The sequence below is a fragment of the uncultured Campylobacter sp. genome (assembly GCF_938015785.1).
In the GTDB taxonomy this organism is placed as follows: Bacteria; Campylobacterota; Campylobacteria; order Campylobacterales; family Campylobacteraceae; genus Campylobacter_B.
In genome coordinates, this window is the sequence record NZ_CALLWC010000044.1 from 1 (window position 1) to 18,578 (window position 18,578).

The 18,578-nt window shown below is 47.4% G+C and carries 18 protein-coding genes; 7 read left to right on the forward strand and 11 right to left on the reverse strand.

Translation table 11 applies throughout. From position 1 onward, the window contains the following. Positions 1 to 199, forward strand: a 199-nt coding sequence (locus Q0393_RS06240; protein WP_367179176.1) for a tetratricopeptide repeat protein, incomplete at its 5' end; no start/stop codon positions are given. A gap of 270 nt (positions 200 to 469) precedes the next feature. Here the strand turns inward: Q0393_RS06240 and Q0393_RS06245 are convergent. From Q0393_RS06245 to Q0393_RS06260, 4 genes are read right to left on the reverse strand one after another with little or no spacing between them, the layout of a single operon-like run. After that, positions 470 to 1,492, reverse strand: coding sequence for an OmpA family protein (locus Q0393_RS06245; RefSeq protein ID WP_298978765.1), 1,023 nt, complete (start codon positions 1,490 to 1,492; stop codon positions 470 to 472). After that, entirely contained in the window at positions 1,479 to 2,768 is a 1,290-nt protein-coding gene (locus Q0393_RS06250; RefSeq protein ID WP_298978766.1) for a MotA/TolQ/ExbB proton channel family protein, read from the reverse strand. Before Q0393_RS06250 ends, Q0393_RS06245 begins: the two co-directional genes overlap by 14 nt. 1 nt (position 2,769) lies before the next feature. Next, a complete protein-coding gene (gene fbaA / locus Q0393_RS06255) occupies positions 2,770 to 3,834 on the reverse strand; it encodes a class II fructose-bisphosphate aldolase (RefSeq protein WP_298978767.1) in 1,065 nt (354 codons plus the stop codon). A gap of 14 nt (positions 3,835 to 3,848) precedes the next feature. Continuing rightward, positions 3,849 to 4,658: a peptidyl-prolyl cis-trans isomerase gene (locus Q0393_RS06260; protein ID WP_297924405.1), complete on the reverse strand. Its 810-nt coding sequence runs from the start codon at positions 4,656 to 4,658 to the stop codon at positions 3,849 to 3,851. Positions 4,659 to 4,763: 105 nt separating this feature from the next. Here Q0393_RS06260 and nth point away from each other — a divergent pair, with 105 nt between their 5' ends. Next, a complete protein-coding gene (nth, locus tag Q0393_RS06265) occupies positions 4,764 to 5,399 on the forward strand; it encodes an endonuclease III (RefSeq protein ID WP_298978768.1) in 636 nt (211 codons plus the stop codon). A 68-nt stretch (positions 5,400 to 5,467) separates the two neighbouring features. On the opposite strand, the gene Q0393_RS06270 is transcribed toward nth, so the two are convergent. From Q0393_RS06270 to Q0393_RS06295, 6 genes are all read right to left on the reverse strand, one after another. Further along, positions 5,468 to 6,943 carry a hypothetical protein gene (locus tag Q0393_RS06270; protein ID WP_298978770.1) on the reverse strand — a complete coding sequence of 492 codons (1,476 nt, stop codon included), beginning with the start codon at positions 6,941 to 6,943 and terminating at the stop codon, positions 5,468 to 5,470. A 344-nt stretch (positions 6,944 to 7,287) separates the two neighbouring features. After that, positions 7,288 to 8,565 (reverse strand): M20/M25/M40 family metallo-hydrolase, encoded by a 1,278-nt coding sequence (locus tag Q0393_RS06275; protein WP_298978772.1) that lies wholly within the window; start codon positions 8,563 to 8,565, stop codon positions 7,288 to 7,290. A 279-nt stretch (positions 8,566 to 8,844) separates the two neighbouring features. Then, positions 8,845 to 9,105, reverse strand: a complete 261-nt coding sequence (locus Q0393_RS06280) for a heavy metal-associated domain-containing protein (protein WP_298978774.1) — start codon at positions 9,103 to 9,105, stop codon at positions 8,845 to 8,847. Further along, the gene (locus tag Q0393_RS06285; protein WP_298978775.1) at positions 9,098 to 9,499 is read right to left on the reverse strand and encodes an aryl sulfotransferase; all 402 of its coding nucleotides are present in this window, start codon (positions 9,497 to 9,499) and stop codon (positions 9,098 to 9,100) included. The genes Q0393_RS06280 and Q0393_RS06285 overlap by 8 nt, the downstream gene beginning before the upstream one ends. Before the next feature lie 407 nt (positions 9,500 to 9,906). Further along, positions 9,907 to 10,977 carry a transglutaminase-like domain-containing protein gene (locus Q0393_RS06290; RefSeq protein WP_298978777.1) on the reverse strand — a complete coding sequence of 357 codons (1,071 nt, stop codon included), beginning with the start codon at positions 10,975 to 10,977 and terminating at the stop codon, positions 9,907 to 9,909. 416 nt (positions 10,978 to 11,393) lie between these two features. Then, a complete protein-coding gene (locus Q0393_RS06295) occupies positions 11,394 to 12,449 on the reverse strand; it encodes a transglutaminase-like domain-containing protein (protein ID WP_298978778.1) in 1,056 nt (351 codons plus the stop codon). A 106-nt stretch (positions 12,450 to 12,555) separates the two neighbouring features. Here Q0393_RS06295 and cmoB point away from each other — a divergent pair, with 106 nt between their 5' ends. Continuing rightward, positions 12,556 to 13,449 carry a tRNA 5-methoxyuridine(34)/uridine 5-oxyacetic acid(34) synthase CmoB gene (gene cmoB / locus Q0393_RS06300; RefSeq protein ID WP_298978780.1) on the forward strand — a complete coding sequence of 298 codons (894 nt, stop codon included), beginning with the start codon at positions 12,556 to 12,558 and terminating at the stop codon, positions 13,447 to 13,449. 482 nt (positions 13,450 to 13,931) lie between these two features. On the opposite strand, the gene Q0393_RS06305 is transcribed toward cmoB, so the two are convergent. Next, positions 13,932 to 14,531 carry an MBL fold metallo-hydrolase gene (locus Q0393_RS06305; protein ID WP_298978783.1) on the reverse strand — a complete coding sequence of 200 codons (600 nt, stop codon included), beginning with the start codon at positions 14,529 to 14,531 and terminating at the stop codon, positions 13,932 to 13,934. A 95-nt stretch (positions 14,532 to 14,626) separates the two neighbouring features. Between Q0393_RS06305 and nadE the strand changes: the two genes are divergently transcribed. Genes nadE through argB form a run of 4 tightly spaced genes read left to right on the forward strand, consistent with a single transcriptional unit; the run spans position 14,627 to position 18,525 of the window. Next, on the forward strand, positions 14,627 to 15,430 hold the full coding sequence (gene nadE, locus Q0393_RS06310; protein ID WP_298978785.1) for an NAD(+) synthase: 804 nt from the start codon (positions 14,627 to 14,629) through the stop codon (positions 15,428 to 15,430). Between the two features lie 10 nt (positions 15,431 to 15,440). Beyond that, positions 15,441 to 16,577 carry a DegT/DnrJ/EryC1/StrS aminotransferase family protein gene (locus Q0393_RS06315; protein ID WP_298978787.1) on the forward strand — a complete coding sequence of 379 codons (1,137 nt, stop codon included), beginning with the start codon at positions 15,441 to 15,443 and terminating at the stop codon, positions 16,575 to 16,577. Then, the gene (locus tag Q0393_RS06320; protein ID WP_298978789.1) at positions 16,570 to 17,649 is read left to right on the forward strand and encodes a tetraacyldisaccharide 4'-kinase; all 1,080 of its coding nucleotides are present in this window, start codon (positions 16,570 to 16,572) and stop codon (positions 17,647 to 17,649) included. The genes Q0393_RS06315 and Q0393_RS06320 overlap by 8 nt, the downstream gene beginning before the upstream one ends. Before the next feature lie 18 nt (positions 17,650 to 17,667). Beyond that, positions 17,668 to 18,525, forward strand: coding sequence for an acetylglutamate kinase (gene argB / locus Q0393_RS06325; protein WP_298978791.1), 858 nt, complete (start codon positions 17,668 to 17,670; stop codon positions 18,523 to 18,525). Positions 18,526 to 18,578 lie beyond the last annotated feature (53 nt).

Here is an 18,578-nt window from a genome sequence, read left to right on the forward strand (position 1 = left end):
AATAGCAAATAAATTATTTTCCAAGGCTTGTGATTTAGAAATTGCCGAAGGGTGCAATAATCTTGGATATTTATATGAATCCGGCAAAGGGGTAAAAAAAGATAAGAGTATGGCGAAAAAATACTATGGTAAAGCCTGCGATCTAGGGATTAAACGCAGTTGCTACACCTATAAAAAACTAAACGAGCAAGGTTTTTGATCCATTTAAATTTTAAGCCGCCCGTTAAGCCCGTTTAAATTTGTGGCTTAAATTTAAAGGTCTAAATTTAAACCATATTATCCGCGCGGCGGTACTAAAAGCGCGCAAAATGCGCGGACTTAAAATTTAAACCCATTCGCGCCAAAATAAAAGGATACGTTCCGCCACCGTTAAAATTTCAGATGAGACGTTAATTCTTTAGGAATTTTAAAATTTTAAGCCCTCTTTTTTGCGGGCTAAAATTTCGAGCGAGCCGTTAAGGGTGAGCCACTAATTCGTAGCGTTCGCATCGAACTGCAAAAATTTCCTGATCTCATCCATCGCCTCTTTGTTTGAAAGGGTAAATTTGATCTCGATGCGGCGGCTGGCGTCCTTGTCCTCGACGCCTCTGCGCATCACGGGCTGCGTGTAGCTGCGACCGCTGGCTATGAGATATTTTTGCAGTCGCTCATCTTTATTCCACGAATTGATGAAATCCATCACCGCAAACGCCCTATTTTGCGAGAGCTCTAAGTTATACAAATACCCGCCGTCGCTGTCCGTGTGCCCCTCGATGATGATCTGATCTAAATTTTCGCGAATTTCGTCGTTATTCAAAAGCGCGGCGAAATAGCTCTGCAGCGTCGAGCGGAGCGTCTCTTTGGCGCTCTCTTTCAGCTCGCTTGAGCCTTTGTCGAAAAGGATCGACGAGCTTAGCGTCATCGCGCCGCTTTCGTTGTCGATGCGGATCTTGCCACCCAGCTTCTCCTTCAGATCGGCGATGATCTTGACCTTCATTCCGGTTAGGTTGCGGATGCGGTTTTTCGTGACGTTGAGATCCTGCAAAATTTTATTAAAATCGCTCTGCTTCTGCGTGAGCTGATCGAGCAAAAAGGCGATTTTAAGCTCGTTTTGGCTGATCGTAGCGTTGGCGTCCTCGCGCGTTTTTTGCAGAAGCGAGTTTATGTCTAAATTCTCTTTTTTCAACCTCTCCGCCATCTCGGTCAGATCTTCGATCTGTATGAAGTAGATGGAATTTTGCTTTCGAAGATCGGTGTTTTCGATATTTAGCTTCTCGAGCTGATCGCTAAAAATTTTATTCAGCGCTTCAAGCTCGGCGCTTTTTTTCTCCTGGCTTTGCAGGCTTGCTAGCGCGCTTGAAATTTGGCTTTCTTTCTCTTGCAGGTTGCTTTGCGTGAGGAAGTATTTGACGATGATGCCGCCTACTAAAAGCACGAAAACGAAAAGCAGTCCCGCCATCAAATCGGCGTACGCAATCCAAAAGGTCTCTTTTTCTTCGTTATTCGTTTTCATCTAAAAGTGCTTTTTCATCGATGCTCGCAAGCGTTTTGCGAAGCTCTTCGATGATGCTTTCGTTGCTCGTTCGCGCAGCGCCCTCTCCAGCTAAAAGTGCCTTCAAATCCGCGCTTAGCCCCCTAAAGCTAGCGTCAATTTTAGCGGCGTAAGCATTCTGCGAACTTGAAATTTCGCCCGCAAACCCACCTAAGGAGGCATTTAGGCTCTTTATTTGAGCGCTTAATGCATTCGTAACGTTAGCCAGCTCGCCTTGTCCGTCCGTTAAAGCCTTGGACTGGCTTAGATACTGCGCGGAAATTCCGTTTTGAATTTCGATTAGGCTTGCAGATACGGACTTAAGCGCAGATAAAATTTGAGCGAAGCTCTTATCTAGCTCACCGTGAGCAAGATTTGTCCTTTGGATCATCTCTCCTGCTTTTTCAAGCTCTTCTTGTGTAATCGCCATACTTCGCTTCTCAGCTTCCATCACGCTTTCAAAAGCGCCGATTTTTTCATCGATTAGGCGGTTTAGCCTTTCGGTAAAATTCGTAGAGCTCATCATCGCAAATGAGCGCGAAATTTCAGAATTAGCGTTTAAAATTTCGCTCAGATAGCCCTGCGTGATCTCGTCTTTGTTCCAGAAGAAATTTTTAGTAGAATTTTTGTATTTGATGAGCAGACGCTCATATTTGCTGATGCCCTTTTTCTCGAAATATATCCACCAAAGCGCCAAAAAGATTCCATAGATCGAGACGTAAAATGCTGTACCTACGCCGCCTAGAAGCTGCGCAATCTCGGTTTCTAGCCCATCGATATTGCTTGAGGAAAAGTGTGGCATCGAAATCGCAATCGAGATGAAAGTTCCTAAAATTCCAAGCATCGGAAAGACTGCCGACGCGACGGAAGCGTAGTTTTGATTACGTAGCGAGTAGCCGTATTCGTCCACAAAAAGATCAAAGCTAGCATCGGATTTTTTCTTACCGCCGATACTTAAGAGATTGGCGACGATGTAATTCTTTAGCTCACGCTTGAAATCATCGATATTATTTTGAAAATTTAAGCAGCCGTATTCTGCATTATGACGAGCTAAAATTAGTGCAATAATAAGCAAAACTGCAAGCATCAGGATTGAGTGCGTTTCTACCTTCAGCCCGATAAGTCCCAAATAGCCCAGCAAAAACACCACAAAAACCGCGATCGGCAGAGCTGCGATCTTAAAAAAAACGCCCGCTAGCGAGCGCTCCTTCGCCTCAGGTAGCGTAATATCGAGCACTTCGTTATTCGGGCGATCCATATTAGTTCCTATTTAGGCAATTTAGATTGTCAAATGCGACCTGCAAGCGCGCCACCATACTCTGCTCGCCTGCTCTCAGCCATTTGCGAGGATCGTAGAATTTTTTATTCGGTTTATCCTCGCCTTCCGGATTGCCGATTTGAGCTTGCAAATAGCCGCGATTTTTGGCCTCATAAGCACGCACGCCGTCCCAAAACGCCCACTGCGTGTCGGTGTCGATATTCATCTTTATCACGCCGTAGCTAACGGCTGCCTTGATGTCGGAGGTCTCGCTGCCGCTGCCGCCGTGAAAGACGAAATTTACGGGCTTTTCGGATTGCAGATTAAATTTCTCGCGCACGAATTTTTGCGAATTTTTTAAAATTTCAGGTCTCAGCACGACATTGCCCGGTTTATACACGCCGTGGACGTTGCCGAAGCTTGCTGCAATGCTGAATCTATCGCTGATTTTGCCAAGTCGCTCATAGGCGAGTGCGACATCTGCAGGCTGGGTGTAAAGCCGCGCGTTATCGACGCCGGTATTATCGACGCCATCCTCTTCGCCGCCTGTGACGCCAAGCTCGATCTCAAGCGAAACTCCAAGATCGCTTAAAATTTCCAAATACTTCTCGCAGGTGGCTAAATTTAACTCCAAATCATCCTCGCTAAGATCGAGCATGTGCGAGCTAAAAAGCGGCACGCCGTGAGCTTTTTTATGAGCGGCATTAGCTTTAATAAGCTCATCGATCCACGGAAGCAGCTTCCTTGCGGCATGATCGGTATGCAAAATTACCGCGACGCCGTAATGAGCCGCCAAAGCATGCACTTGATGCGCACCTGCGATAGCGCCTAAAACTGCGGCATTAGGGCAAGCGGCACCCGCATAAAACGCCGCGCCGCCGTTGCTAAACTGAATGATAACGGGCGAATTTGCGATTTTAGCGCTTTCCAAGACGGCGTTTATGGAGTTGCTCCCCACTACGTTTACCGCAGGGATCGCAAAGCCCTGCTGCTTCGCATACGCATAGACCTTACTTACGTCATCGCCGCTTAAAACGCCCGGCTTTACTATATCTAAAACGCCCATTTTTAGCTCCTATATTATTTATACTCGATTTTAGCGTTTTTGTGAAGATCTGCCGCTTTTTGCTCGACTACTTTCGCCGCTTTTTGCTGTCTAAGTACGCGCTCTATAAAAGGCTTTGCCTCGCTTTGGCTAAGCTGCTTTTTAGCTTGAGACTCCTCTTTTAACACGACGTGATATCCAACCCTGCTTCTAATCGCTTTAGTAGTGATTTGACCATCTTTTATCTTAGAGATAGCATCGGCAAAAGGCTTGACCTGATCGCTAGGCATCCAGCCTAGCTCGCCGCCGGTTTGTTTAGCCTGCGGATCGATAGATTTAGCTTTGGCAAGCTCTGCAAATTTAGTAAATAGTGCACTGTCGCTAAGCCCTTTTAACTGCTTAATAATATCGTTTGCCTCAGCTTCGGTTTTAACGACGATCTGAGCCGCTTTGATTCTCGCAGGCTCGGTAAAGCGCGCCTTGTTTTTGTTATAAAAATCGGCTATTTCTTTATCGTCGATATTTATTTTACTGGCTTCTTTAGCCTGCCATACACGAAGCGCTAAGTTATCTTTTACGATTTCAAGCTCTTTTTTATAAACGTCCTCATCCATAACGCCCGATTTTTTAGCTTCATCCGTTAGCAGCATCAGATCAATGCCTTTATCGATAAGCTCCTTTTTTTGCTCTGCATTAAGAGCGGCGATATCTACATTGCCTATGCCTTGAAGTAGCGGAGCAAGCTCTTTTTCGGTTACATCTTTGCCATTTACGGTAGCGTAAACGGTAGCGTTAAGGCTGATAGCGGCAGCCAAACTAAGTGCTGTAAATAAAACTTTTTTCATCACAATTCCTTAAAAAAATTTTAACGGCGATTATAACTCAAAGTTGTTAACAATCAAACTGTACTTTAGAATTTTAGGGTAGAATTCCGCCTTGAGGAAATGCAAATGAGAAGTAAAAAAGATATTTTAGAGATAAAAAAGAGAATTTTGCAAAACTTTGCGGAAGAGCGCAGCGAGCTGAAATTTAAAGACAACTATCAGCTTTTGGTCTGCGTGATGCTTAGCGCGCAGTGTACCGACAAGCGGGTAAATTTGATCACGCCGCGCTTTTTTGCGGAATTTCCTAGCGTTGCAGAGCTCGCAAAGGCCAATCTGGCGAGCGTTAAACTGCTAATTAGCTCGTGCAATTTCTACAACAACAAAGCGGTAAATTTGATCAAAATGGCACAGGCGGTGGTTAGCGACTTTGGCGGCGTCGTGCCGCTTGATGAAACGGGGCTCAAATCTCTTGCGGGCGTGGGGCAAAAGACCGCTCACGTCGTGCTTTTGGAGGGCGCGGGCGCAAACGTGATGGCGGTGGATACGCACGTCTTTCGCGTCGCGCATCGCCTAGGGCTGAGCCGTGCAAAGACGCCCGAGCTTACGGAGCGCGATCTGAGCGAGGCTTTTAAAACGGATCTTGGTAAGCTGCACCAAGGCATGGTGCTTTTTGGCCGCTACACCTGTAAAGCGATCAAGCCAAACTGTAAGGAGTGCTTTTTAAACGGGATGTGCAGCAGCAAGGATAAGAATTTTCCGTAAAATTTAAGTCTATGTTCGCGAGTTAAATTTTACGGATTTAAATTTTATGAAATTTTACTTTTCGGAGCCTACTGCTTTGCCAGCCAAGCCCGGTATCCTTCGCTTTTAATCACGTCCGCGATGCTTTTTGCCATCTCCTGCGGCAAAAATTCGGACTTTTTATCGATGACGGACACTAGCGCGTAAGTGCTATCGTAATCTTGCAGCGCTAGGCCCGCGCGCACCAGCGTTTCGTATAAAAACGGCTCGTCTTTTTCGATGCTTACCGCATCATCGTTTAAAAATTCATAGATGAACGCAAGCTGTTTTTTATCGCCGATTTTTAAAAAATAATCGGCTAAATTCGTCGCGCTCTTAATGATGATTTTGCGTAGCTCGTCTATCTGCCGTGCAGAGTAACGCTCGGTAATCAGCCGCCAATTTTCCGCCATCCTCGCCGCAATGATAGACAGCTTGAAAGCTCTGCCGCCATAAGCGTATTTTTCGCTTTCATCATCTATTTTTTCTATAGCCCCGAATTCGCTCACTATGTACTCGTATAGCTCCTCATCGCTGCCGCTGAAATTTTCTAAATATATCGTCTCGGCGATAGTCTCGGAATTTTTGGGCAGATCGCCCGCGTATTCGGGCTCCTGCTCTTCATTTTCTTCGTCCCAGGCGGCTTTTCTAGCTTCAAAAGTTTTAAAATCCACTAGCGGATTAACACCCTTTTTTACGAATTTAAAAAAGGCAGAAATATCGATCTGATGCTCATCTTCGCAAATTCCGTCCTTAAACATCAGCTCGCAATTTTGAAAAAATTCCCAACCATCAAGCGCGCCCAGGTAGCTTTGACCGATCTGTCCGTCTAGGACATAGACGCATTCGCTAGCGCTATGATCAGGCATCGCGTGGTCGTTTGAGACGATATACGGCGCTTGCGTTTTTCCAAAAACCTGCAACATTCCGTCGTTGTATTCGCCGCTTATGCCCCAAAGCGCCGTTAGATTGCCGCCGATTGCGATAACGCCGTCCTGCGAATGCAGATAATTGCACGCCGTATCTTTGGCGACTTGCAAAAACAGATAATCATCATCGACGATATCGCCGCTGATAAATAAATTTCCATTAACAAACATCGCTCGTGCGCTATTTTTACCGCCCGCGTCGTTAAATTTATCCTTAAGCCAAGAGGAATTTAGCGTGCCTCCCGACAGGCTAAGATCGCCCTCAAACACCAGCACGTCAAAACTACCATCCAAATATAAATTTGAGCCGTATTTTTTCTCAAATTCATCATAAGGCAGTATAAAAACGGGTGGAATTTTAGTTGCGAAAGGGCTGCGGTTTTCGTATCGCTTTGCTTGTGATTTAGCGATCTGCTCGCAATTTTGCAGAAAATTTTTGATCTGGCTTTTCATTTTATCTCCTTTTAAATCATTATTTACGGTTTGCGTATTATTTATAAAAGTTTTTTGTTTGGACGACAGATCCACCGCCATCGCGCAGGCCACGCCAAAAGCGCACAAAACGGCGATCAATGCTAGTCGTAATATCTTTTTCATTCGCATACTCCTTAATTAAAACAATAATTTTAACCGCAAAATTTTAAGGCTAAGTATCGCGAGATGATTTTGAAAGTTGTGCAGAAAATTTTAATCAAGACTAGGAATAAAGTCCGTCGCAGATTAAAATTTTCAAATTTCTTTCAAAACCAACGTAGCGACGCCGCAAGCGTAATTTCTATAAAGACGCTCAAAAGAGAAACCGCCGTTAAATTTTAAAGGCGAAGTATTTTTTCTTTAGACTAGGCGGAAACGACGGAGGCTAGGGAGCGTATACGCAATACGTGACCGAAGCCGACCGAGTTTCCAACGACGTATAAAGGAAAAAGACAAGCCGTCCTAAGCTACTGAAGTCTAGCGATTATGTTTCTTACTACCTCTGCTACCATCTCCACCGACGCTATCTCGCAGTGCTCGTTCACCGAGTGAGGCGAGTGGATGTTTGGGCCTATGGAGCAGGCTTGCAGCTCGGGCTGTTTTGCGACCAGTACGCCGCACTCAAGGCCTGCGTGCACGGCGGCAAATTTAGCCTGCGGCTTTTGTTTTTGCAGTTCCTCAAGCACCAGATGGGCAAAGTCGCTGATGCACGGCGCCCAGTTCGCCGAGCGGTCGGTTACTCTAACCTCAAAGCCCAGCGCGCTAGCTAACGTAGCTGTCTCAAAGCCTAGATTTTCGAGCCCATCTCGCTTCATCGCGCGTCCGAAAAAGTCAAACTCGATCACGCCCTCTTTTTGCTTAACGGTCGAGAGATTTATGCTTTCGTTTACCATACCAAGCTGCGTGTCGTAGCTGCGCACGCCCTGAGCGAAGGAGTTGATGAGCGCCAAAATTTTACCGCTATTTACCAGTACGTCCGCTTCGCCCTCGCCTAGGCTCTTTACCCACGCTAGGCCGCGCTGCTTTGGCTCATGCGCACATAACGCCTTACACACGGCGTTTGCGGGGATCGAGTTACTCCTCTCGCCAAAATCTAGGCTGATTAGCTCACAGCCCTCCTCGGCGAGGAATTTCGCCAGCAGCTTCGTCGCGTTTGGGATATTTTTATGTATCTCGTTGCCCGAGTGCCCGCCGCTAAGCCCGGTAACGCCGATCTCGTAAATTTTACCGCTCTTTTTGACGCTCGCGGCGCCGATTTTCGCGCTCACGTTTATGCCGCCGGCACAGCCCAGCGTTACGCGGTCATCTTCTTCGCTGTCTAAATTTAGCAGATTAGGCGATAAAATTTTACCCTTAAAGGCGTTTGCGCCCACGAGCCCAACCTCTTCGTCGTTGGTAAATAGGCACTCTAAATTCGCAAACTCCCGCATCGCGCCCATCATCATCGCCACGCCGATGCCATCATCAGCGCCTAGAGTCGAGTTTTTCGCCCTTAGTATGCCGCCCTCTTCGATGAGCTCTAAATGCGGCGCTGCACCCACGCAAACCATGTCGTAGTGGCTTTGCAGACAGATTTTAGGCTCGCCCTTTACGGCGTGGATATTGCTCGCCTGATCGATGTTCACGCTAAAGCCCTGGGAGCGCGCAAAATCCGCCAAAAACTCCCTCATCTGCTCCGTTTCGCAGCTACAGTGCGGTATCTCGCACAGCCTCTTAAAATCGTTCATAACCTCGTTTTTTTGCATGTTTGCTCCTTTTGAATTTATTATATCCGCGCGTTATTGCGACACACCCGTTGAATTTAAAAGCAACCGCACTCGCTTAAGCGCTTACGAAATTCTGCTAAATTTAAACGCGACCGCGCCGACATAGCGCTTCCGCAAAATACGCGCAGAATTTCAATCGCGCTAGTTTACGCCGCAGGTAAGCCGCGCAAAATGAAATTTTATGCAAATCACAGGAATTTTACCGAAATTTAGCAAGAATTTTATTTAAAATTTAGTCCGAATTTCGTAGGGGGATTTTTATTTTACGATTACGCCTTCATAGCCCGTTTTTGCGATCGCCTCAAGCATCGCAGTCTCGTTTGCGTCATCTTTTGCTACGACGGTCGCGGTTTTGCTCTGCTGCGAAACCTTCGCGCTTATCACGCCTGGCGTTTGCAAAAGCGTCTTTCGCACGATTGTGGTGCAGAGCGGGCAGTGGATTTTTTCCACGTAAATTTTAACCTCTTTGTCGGCAAAAAGCGCCGTAAATCCAAGCATCAAAAACAAAATTTTACACATAAAGCTCTCCTAAAATTTCGGGATATGTAAGCATAAAGGCAAGCAGGGCTCCTAAGAGCACGTAAATCAGGATCCACTTTTTACGCCTGCTTTGCAGCGAGCATGCGCGCGACTTTTTGAAAAAGAAAAACGCCGAGAGCGCGAAGCAAAAAAGTGCTAACGTAGAAAGCGGCGCGCGGTAACCTTCCAGCGCCTCCGCGCCTGAAAAAATGGAAAAACTCGCGCCGAAAATCAAAAATAAAAGCGCAGGCAGACAGCAAAAAGTCGCCGCGACTGCGCTAAAAATCGCGGCAAATATCAGCCACAGACTGCGCGTGCTGAAGCGATTTTTGCCAGGATATTCTCGCTTTTGCGTCAAGGTTTCTTGCGCGGGATTTTCTAGTTCGGTTTTCAAATTTTGCCTTTAAGTATAATCTTAATAATCTTGTCGCGCCCTCGTCGGCTTTAGGCGTGGAATTTTATCTGCAAATTTTACCGCTACCAAATTTCGCACAGAGTGGCAAAGAGGCGAAATTTTAAATTCCGCAAGCCGTAAATTTTAAAATTTCGCGCCGAAAAATTTCAAAATTTTGCTCGCTTTAAAATTTCAAAATTTCGCCGCCATGTCGCTCGCAAAATTCTAAAAATTTTAAAATTACACGCCAAATAAGACGCAGAATCTTTTCTGATGCAGACGCGGCAGCACGTAGATTAGGCGCGCTTTTACACATCCGCCCAAAGTCGTCTAGCGGGAAGCCTTTCTTGTATACCTACTCAAAAAGCTCAAGTAGTTCGACGTGCCGCATAGCAAAACGCGAACCGCTACAACTCTTTCGATCTGTAATCGTAGCTGAAATCTTTCGGCGAGTAGTAATTAAGCGTGTTGCCGTCCACTTCGCCGTAAGGATAGCCGAAATTATTGATCGGAAACTGCGCTGGGCGTGGGCTTAGCGTGAAGTCTCTGCCGTAGTTAAAGCCGATCCAGCACATCTCCCAGTTGCCGAATAAATACTCGCGGATTTTAATGAGCTTGCTGTCGTCATTGCTTAGCTTCTCGCCCAATCGCACCTTTGTAACGTCCGCGGGATCGACTGGGATCCAGCCGTAGCCTTTGAGATAAAATTCCGCCCTGCAGTGCTGCGCGCCCGAGATATGGCTGACGCCGTCTTTAGGCGCGGCGCCCATTTGAGCGCTAAATCTCGACGCGCCGACGCGGATGCCAAACATCTCTCTTGCGGCGATACCCTGCGCGCGGCAAAGTGCAACGAAAACGCTATTTATGTCGGTGCATTTGCCGCTTAGCTTGCCGCTACTTAAAATTTGCTTCACGTCCCCTAGCCCGCAGCCTAGCACACTGTTATCGCGCTGCATAGTGTTCGCCACCCACGTATAAATCGCGCGCGCCTTTTCCAAATCGCCCTTGATGCCGCCTGCGATCTCGTCTGATTTTTGCTTAACGACGCCGTCGATTTGAATCTGCGTGCTAGGCTCTAAAAACTTCGCCACCTCGGGGTTAAGCTTTTCGTTCGGATTAAATTTTACCTTGCTAAAATCGGTATTTCGCTCAAAGGTCTCGACGCTAAATTTAATGTTTAGCGTGGGCTTTGCCACACCGACGTAGCCGGCATAGAGCGTCGGAATTTCGCCGTAGTCCACGGACGGATCGTTGAAATTACCGTCAAATTTTACGTCGCTTACTTTTTGATATTCCGTGATAAGAGGAAGCGGTATCCAAAGCCGCGTCTGCTTACCCTTCTCCAAAATTTCGTGATTTAGCGATAGCCCGAAAGCTCTCTTTTTGCCAATGACTTTTTCCCCGCCCAAAATGGTACTCGGAGTTGCCATAACGGCGCCTAAAATCGCAGTGTTTCTTAAAAAATCGCGTCTTTGCATGAAATGCCTTCAAAATAAAGTGGCTAAGCCTTAGCCCTAATTTACGCGCTAATTTTAGCCTTTTGCGGCTTTGAAATTGCTAAATTTTAAAATTCCGCAAGCCGTAAATTTTAAAATTCTATCCATATTTAAAATTTCAAAATTTCGCTCGCTTTAAAATTTTAGAATTTTGCTCGCCGCGGAATTTTAAAATTTCAAAATTTCGCCCAAAGACATAGCGCGAAATTTCGCCAAAGCGGGCGTGATAGCCCGCAAACTAGGCGCGCAGGTAGTATACAGCGGCGTAGGCAAAACCACGCAAAAGCGCCGCTGTCGCAAAGCCAAGCGTACGCTTCGATGAAATGGTTGAGCCTCGACGAAGCGCGGCGGCTTAGCTTAAGCCAAATTGCGGCGGTAAAATGCAAGCCGTCAGAGGATTAAATTTCTCGCGAAAAATACTCGTAGATAAAATTTTTAGGCGAGTACGGATCTTTCGGCGTGCCGCCCACTTCGCAATACGGATGCGAAAAAATTTCAATCGGAACGTGCGCCGGGCGCGAATTTAGCACGATTTCGCGAGCGTAGTTAAAGCCCAGCCAGCACGGCTCCCAGTTGCCGAAAAGATACTCCCGCACTCGCGCGAGTTTGGAGTCATCCTCGCTTAAGCCTTCGCCGAGTCGCACCTTTGCGACGTCCGCAGGATCGACAGGGATCCAGCCATAGCCTTTTAGATAAAATTCCGCTCTGCAATGCTGCGCGCCCGAAATTTCAAGCACACCGCCGTTTAGGGCACCCATGACGCCCATTTCAGGCGAAAATTTCTGCGCTGCGCCCGTGCGGATGCCGTAAATAGCGCGAGCAGGAATGCCCGCTGCCCTGCAGAGCGCAACGAACACGCTATTAATATCGGCGCATTTGCCGCTTAGCTTGCCGCTGCTTAAAATCGCCGCTGCATCGCCGCTGCCGCATGCGATCACGCTATTATCGCGACTCATATTTTTTGCGACCCACTCATAAATCGCGCGCGCCTTTTCCAGATCGCCTTTAAGCGAGCCGGTGATCTCGTCTGATTTTTGTTTCGCAGCGCCTTCTACCGGAATTAGCTTTGAAGGCTTTAAAAACTCCTCGATCTCGGGGCTCAAGCGCTCGTTTTCATTAAAGCTTACCTTGCTAAAATCGGTATTTCGCTCTGAAATTTCAATATCGAAGCTAAGCTCAAAATAATCGTCATCTTCGCCTACGACACCTTGCTCGCCGTATTTGCCGACACCCGCTCTTACCTCTTTATCGGGTGCGAAGCGCGCGTAGTACGTGCTTATATGATCTCCGCAGATAGCCGACTCTTGTGCATTTGAGCGGGCATGATATTCGCCAAGCAACCTCTGATAGGGCTCTTGCAGCACTAACGGCAGCCAAAGCCGCACCTCTGCGCCACTACTTGAAATTTCGTGATTAAACCTGAGACTGAATTTTCTCGTTTTTGCTTCTTGCATTTTTGCTCCTTTGCTTGAATTGCAAGTCGATTTTATCTCTTTGCGCCTTAAAATGGATAAAATTTTATGTTAAAATGGTGCTAAATTTGAAATTTTAGGATTAAAAATGGATCTGCAAAAAATCAGAGACGAGAACTTTAAAAAGCTGCAAAGCGGGCAAAACCGCGAAATTTTAAGCGCGATCGAGGCGCTACAAATAGGCGAGTGCGACTGCGAGTGCGGTGACGTCGTGCGGGCGAGCTTTAGCGCGAAAGCGGATCAGAGAGATGAAATTTTGCGTATCGCGCGAGCGCTAAAGCCGTGGCGCAAGGGGCCTTTTGCGCTGAATGATCTTTTTATCGACGCCGAGTGGCGAAGTTTCGTAAAATTTAACCTGCTGCGGCCGTTTTTAAATCTGAGCGGCAAAACCGTCGCTGACGTGGGCTGCAACAACGGCTACTATATGTTTCGCGCAAGCGAGCTAGCGCCTGCGCGGCTAGTGGGGTTTGACCCGAGCGCGCTATTTTATCTGCAATTTCGCTTCATCGAGAAATTCCTCCGCAGCGGCGCGAAATTCGAGCTTTTGGGTGTGGAGCATCTGCCCTTTTACGAGCACAAATTCGATACGATCTTCTGCCTCGGCGTAATCTACCATCGCAGCGACCCCGTAAAGATGCTAAAAGATCTGCGCACCTCGCTAAATACGGACGGCGAGGTGTTTTTAGACACGATGTATATCGAAGGAACGGGCGATTTCGCGCTGTGCCCGAAAAACAGCTACTCAAAAATTTCAAATATCTACTTCGTCCCGACCGTCGGCGCGCTACAAAATTGGTGCGAACGGGCGAAATTCAGAGATTTTGAAATTTTGGCTCAAAAGCCCACGGATGCTAGCGAGCAGCGCAAAACGGAGTGGATCGACGGGCAGAGCCTGGAGAATTTCCTAGACCCGCTCGATAGCTCGCGCACGATCGAGGGCTACCCCGCCCCGCGGCGTATCTACGTGCGGCTTCGGGCGTGATCTGCGCCTTTAAAAACGCGTAAAATTTACTGAATTTATCGACTCGCGGGGAAAATTTTGCATTCGGCGGGATGTGAAATTTAGCTAAATTTAGCGAGCTTGAGCCAGATTAGATCGCATTGTAGCGGCTGGGATCAGTACGGCGGCGCTAATTTAAATTTAGCCTCCTCCCGCACGCGTTACGCTTTGCGTCTTGCATGCGCGGCAGTGCGAAATTTTGCTAAATTTAATCAAGCGGCGGTAAATTTTAAAATTTTATCTGCGCAGCGCACGCCAATGCGCGCATCGTGCGAACGCAGCGCAAAATTTAACGCCCGCAGCGGCAAATAAAGCTGTAAATTTTGGCGCCTACAATGCGAGCAAAGCGGCATCAATTCCGGTGCCCGCGAATAAAGCGGTATAAAATTTAACGCCGACCGGCTTCACGCCACTTCGCCGCTTCGCCGCTTATTGTGCAACGAAGCGCAATTAAATTTAAACGATCAGCGCTTAAAAAGCTGCAAAAAATATTTTAAATTTTGCCTCTCGGCCACTAGGCTAGTATTTGCTCCGTGCCCCGGATAGAGCGTAAAATCGCCCTTTATCTGCAAAATTTTACGCAAAGACTCTCTCATCTGCTCGCCGCTTGAAAAGGGAAAACCCCCCCTGCCGATAGAGCCTTTAAATATGACGTCGCCGCTAAAGATCACGCCGTCCACTTCAATCATACAGCTGCCCGGCGTATGTCCGGCAAAAAGACTAAATTTAACGTTAAAGCCCGCTATTTCAAAGCTTTGCTCCTGCCCTTTTACTAGTACGTCAGCTTCTATGGGCTCGGGCATCGTCTCAAAAGGATCCGCCCGCAGCATAAAAGCATCTTCCTCGTGGATATAAATTTTAGCGCCCGCCCTTTGCAGCTTGGCGTCGTCGTAAATATGATCGAAATGCCCGTGCGTATTCAAAACCGCGGCGATCTTTCCCGTATTTTGCATCACCCAATCAAAACTGCCCTCGCCCGGATCGATCACTAGATCGCCCTGCTCGCCCTTTACGATGTAGCAATTCGTCACGTATTCACCGAAAGCTTTTTTTAAAATTTGCATTTAAATCCTCCTTTTAAGCTTAAATTAAAGCCGTAATTTAGCCAAAAATAGTTAAAATTCGCGCAATTTAACGTAAAATTTTAAGGCTAAATATTATGTTCTTGGACGATTTGCTGCCGCAACTGACCGATTTTTTATCGGAGAGACTCGATGAAACAGGTGCGGACGCCTTTGTAGTGGGTATCAGCGGTGGGCTTGACAGCGCCGTGGTTTCTGCGCTTTGTGCACTTACCGAGATCCCCACTTACGGGCTTATCCTACCTAGTGCGGGTTCAAATTTAGAAAATATGGCCGACGCGATCTTTCACTGCGAATCCTTTAATATCGCCTACGAAATCCAAGAGATCGCACCATTTGTAGAAAATTTTACCGCTTTAAATCCCGGTGCAAGCCCGCTTCGCATCGGAAATTTCGCCGCGCGAATACGCATGAGCTTGCTTTATGATTACAGCGCGGCTAAACGCGGCGTAGTCGTAGGCACGAGCAATCTTAGCGAGCGGATGCTCGGCTACGGCACGATCTACGGTGATATGGCCTGCGCGTTTAATCCGATCGGAGAAATTTTTAAAACCGATCTGTTTAAATTTGCAAAAATTTTATGCATAGACGATGCGATCATAAAAAAAGCTCCCAGCGCCGATCTATGGGAAAATCAAAGCGACGAACGTGAGCTTGGATACAGCTACGAGATCTTAGATAGTGTGCTAAGAGATATTTTTTCGCACGAAACGCTGCGGACGAAATTTCGCTCAGGCGAGCAAATAACCGCAAACGATCTAAAATATCTGCAAAACTCGCGCCACAATCAAGAGCTGGTGAAATTTATCGTCCGTAGAATTCTTAAAAATAATTTTAAGCTTCGCGCGCCCGCGGTCGCCCGCATAGAGCCCACACACTAAGGAGAGATTTATGAAAGAGATACCGTTTTATAAGGCTCAAATCGATAAAAAAGAGGAAGACTTAATTAAAAGCGCCCTCTACAATAGCGATATAAGATATAGCGAAATTTTTGAAGAGGATATTTGTAAATACTTCGGCGTAAAGCATGCCGTATCGACTACGAGCGGCACGACGGCGCTGCATCTAGCGCTTTGTGCGATGGATATTAAGCGCGGAGATAAAATTTTATGCTCCGTAAATTCCTTCCCCAACGTCGCCGAAGTGATCCGCCACTTCGACGCCGAGCCCGTTTTCGTAGATATCGATCCGATAAGCTTTAATATCACGAGCGAAAGCCTTGCTCGCACGATAGATCAGAACCGCCACAAGAAGCTAAAATGCGCTTTCATCTCGCACATCGCGGGGCTTGCTGCGGATATAGACGCCATCAGCGAGGTTGCCAAAAACGAAAATATCATCCTCATCGACGATGCGTGCCGCGCTATGGGCGCTACCTATAAGGGCGCAAAAATCGGAGCGCTTAAAAGCTCGCTCATATCGTGCTTTCAGATCAATCCTCAAGCGCAAGACGCGATCTCTACGGCGGGCTTTTTCGTTACGAACGACGATGAGATCGCAAGCGCCGCGCAAATTTTAAGAAACGGCGGCATCGTTGGAGACGCCTTTTACAAAGACGGCAATATGTCCTTTACCTACGACGTCGATCGCATCGGTCAAAAATACGATCTTGACGCCATAAATTCCGCCTACGCAATCGCCCAGTTTGCAAAAACCGATACCTTTATAAAGCGCCGTAAGCAGATCGCCGCAGCGTATCGCGAGCAGCTCGCAAACTGCCCTCACGTGACGCTTCCAAGCGACAGCGAGGAGCATATCTATACTCAATTCATCGTAAAGATCGACAAAAACCGCGACGATTTCGCCAAGGCGCTGATTTCACGCGGAGTGAGCGTTTCGCTGCACTATGTGCCGGTGCATCTGCTAAGCTATTACAAAAGCAAATATAATTACAAGGTCAATGATTTCCCGAATGCGCTTAAAAACTATCAGCAAATTTTATCCCTGCCGATCTACACGGCGCTTAGCGACGATGATGTGAGCTACATCTGCGAGCAAATCAAAGAGATAGCGCAAAATCGTGTTTAAACTCCTAATCGAGCGAAACCTATACGACCCGAGCCCCGCGTGGCTTGCGCTAGGGGTGATTTTAGCACCTCTTTCGCTACTTTATACGCTGATCGCCTGCCTAAAAAGGCTCTTTGCTAAGCCGCAAAAATTTAAAATTCCAATAATCAGCGTCGGAAATTTAACCCTCGGCGGCAGCGGAAAAACCCCGCTAGTGCGGGCGCTTTTTAAAGAATTTAACGGGGAGTTTAAAACCTGCATCATCCTTCGCGGATACGGGCGCAAAAGCAGAGGCTTGCTCGAAGTAGCGCTCGGCGGACGGGTACTTTGCGACGTGGAGCAAAGCGGAGATGAGGCGATGGAATACGCGCTGTTTTTGCGCGGCGCAAACGTGATCGTTAGCGAAGATCGCGCCGCAGGGATTTTGCGCGCGCAAACTCTCGGCTTTGAGCTCGTGATCTTGGACGACGGATTTTCTAAATTTAATATCTCTAAATTTGATATTTTGCTGCGCCCGCAAAGCGCGCCGAAGCTACCCTTTTGTCTGCCGTTCGCCGCGTATCGCTACCCGCCGTTTTTTTATAAATTTACGGATTTCATACCCTCTCCGAGCGACATTTCGCAGGAGCTTAAAATCATTTCGGCGGCGGATCTGCAAGAGGGGCTAAACGACACGGATGAAATTTTAAATCCTGCGGATGAAATTTCGGATTTAAATTTAAATCGCGCGGCAGATGAAATTTTAAATTTAAACCCCGCGGCTGCGGATAAAATTTTAAATTCCAAAGAGGCGAGCTTTGAGAGATCCCGCACGATCTTAATCAGCGCTATCGCCAAACCTTGGCGCTTGCAAGAGTTTTTGCCGCTCGCAAAAGCTCACGCATTTTTCCCCGATCATTATGATTTCAAAAAAGAGCAGATTTTAGAGCTGCTAAGGCGCGAGGGCGCGGAGCATATCCTTTGCACGGCGAAAGATTACGTGAAATTAAGGGATTTGGGCGCGGAAATTTCGGTGATTTTGCTAAATTTAAAGCTAAGCGAAAACTTTATACGCGAAATTCAAAACTACATAAACCAAGCTATGATAAAATAAGGTTTTTAAAGGAATTTTATGATAAAAAAGAGCAAAACCGCCGAAGTCATCATCTCCGCGCTGCCTTATATCCGTAAATTTAGAGATAAAATTTTCGTCGTCAAATACGGCGGTGCGGCGCAAACCGACGATGCGCTCAAGCTTGATTTTGCCCGCGACATCGTGCTTTTGCATATGGTCGGCATCAAGATCATTGTCGTGCACGGCGGCGGCAAAAAGATCAATCAGACCCTGGATAAGATCGGCGTGCAGAGCGAGTTTAAGGACGGGCTTCGCGTAACGAATAAAGACGCGATCGAAATTACCGAGATGGTGCTAAGCGGCGCGGTAAATAAAGAGATCACGGCGCTTTTGAACCAAAACGGCGCGCCCGCGATCGGTATCAGCGGCAAGGACGGCGGGCTTTTGAGGGCAAAATTCCTCGATGAGAAAAAATACGGCTTCGTAGGCGAGATCACCGAGGTAAACACCAAACTGATAAACGACCTGCTGCAAAAGGACTATCTGCCGGTGATCGCCCCGCTTGCGGGCGGCGAGACGGACGAAAACGTGAGCTTTAATATCAACGCCGATCTCTGCGCCAGCAGGATTGCAGCCGCGCTAAAAGCGAGCAAGGCGATATTTTTAAGCGACATTGACGGAGTGCTCGATAAAGAAGGAAATTTAATCAGCAAGCTCGATGCCGCGCTAATTTCGAAGCTTAAAAAGGACGGCACGATCGCAGGCGGCATGATCCCCAAAGTCGATGCGTGCCTGCAGTGCGTGCGAAACGGCGCAAATGCCGCGCATATCATCAACGGCAAAATTCCGCACTCTATCCTGCTTGAGCTTTTCACGGACGGCGGCATAGGAAGTTTGATAAAAGAAGAAATTTAGGCGCGAGCGCGGAGGCGGCAGGCTTAAAGCGGCGATGCCGCAAGTCCGCGCAA

Bases quoted from the DNA above. Each gene is read 5' to 3' on its own strand.
- Q0393_RS06245 (WP_298978765.1), bottom strand. From the start codon at position 1,492: ATGAAAACGAATAACGAAGAAAAAGAGACCTTTTGGATTGCGTACGCC.
- Q0393_RS06250 (WP_298978766.1), bottom strand. From the start codon at position 2,768: ATGGATCGCCCGAATAACGAAGTGCTCGATATTACGCTACCTGAGGCG.
- fbaA (WP_298978767.1), bottom strand. From the start codon at position 3,834: ATGGGCGTTTTAGATATAGTAAAGCCGGGCGTTTTAAGCGGCGATGAC.
- Q0393_RS06260 (WP_297924405.1), bottom strand. From the start codon at position 4,658: ATGAAAAAAGTTTTATTTACAGCACTTAGTTTGGCTGCCGCTATCAGC.
- nth (WP_298978768.1), top strand. From the start codon at position 4,764: ATGAGAAGTAAAAAAGATATTTTAGAGATAAAAAAGAGAATTTTGCAA.
- Q0393_RS06270 (WP_298978770.1), bottom strand. From the start codon at position 6,943: ATGAAAAAGATATTACGACTAGCATTGATCGCCGTTTTGTGCGCTTTT.
- Q0393_RS06275 (WP_298978772.1), bottom strand. From the start codon at position 8,565: ATGCAAAAAAACGAGGTTATGAACGATTTTAAGAGGCTGTGCGAGATA.
- Q0393_RS06280 (WP_298978774.1), bottom strand. From the start codon at position 9,105: ATGTGTAAAATTTTGTTTTTGATGCTTGGATTTACGGCGCTTTTTGCC.
- Q0393_RS06290 (WP_298978777.1), bottom strand. From the start codon at position 10,977: ATGCAAAGACGCGATTTTTTAAGAAACACTGCGATTTTAGGCGCCGTT.
- Q0393_RS06295 (WP_298978778.1), bottom strand. From the start codon at position 12,449: ATGCAAGAAGCAAAAACGAGAAAATTCAGTCTCAGGTTTAATCACGAA.
- cmoB (WP_298978780.1), top strand. From the start codon at position 12,556: ATGGATCTGCAAAAAATCAGAGACGAGAACTTTAAAAAGCTGCAAAGC.
- Q0393_RS06305 (WP_298978783.1), bottom strand. From the start codon at position 14,531: ATGCAAATTTTAAAAAAAGCTTTCGGTGAATACGTGACGAATTGCTAC.
- nadE (WP_298978785.1), top strand. From the start codon at position 14,627: ATGTTCTTGGACGATTTGCTGCCGCAACTGACCGATTTTTTATCGGAG.
- Q0393_RS06315 (WP_298978787.1), top strand. From the start codon at position 15,441: ATGAAAGAGATACCGTTTTATAAGGCTCAAATCGATAAAAAAGAGGAA.
- argB (WP_298978791.1), top strand. From the start codon at position 17,668: ATGATAAAAAAGAGCAAAACCGCCGAAGTCATCATCTCCGCGCTGCCT.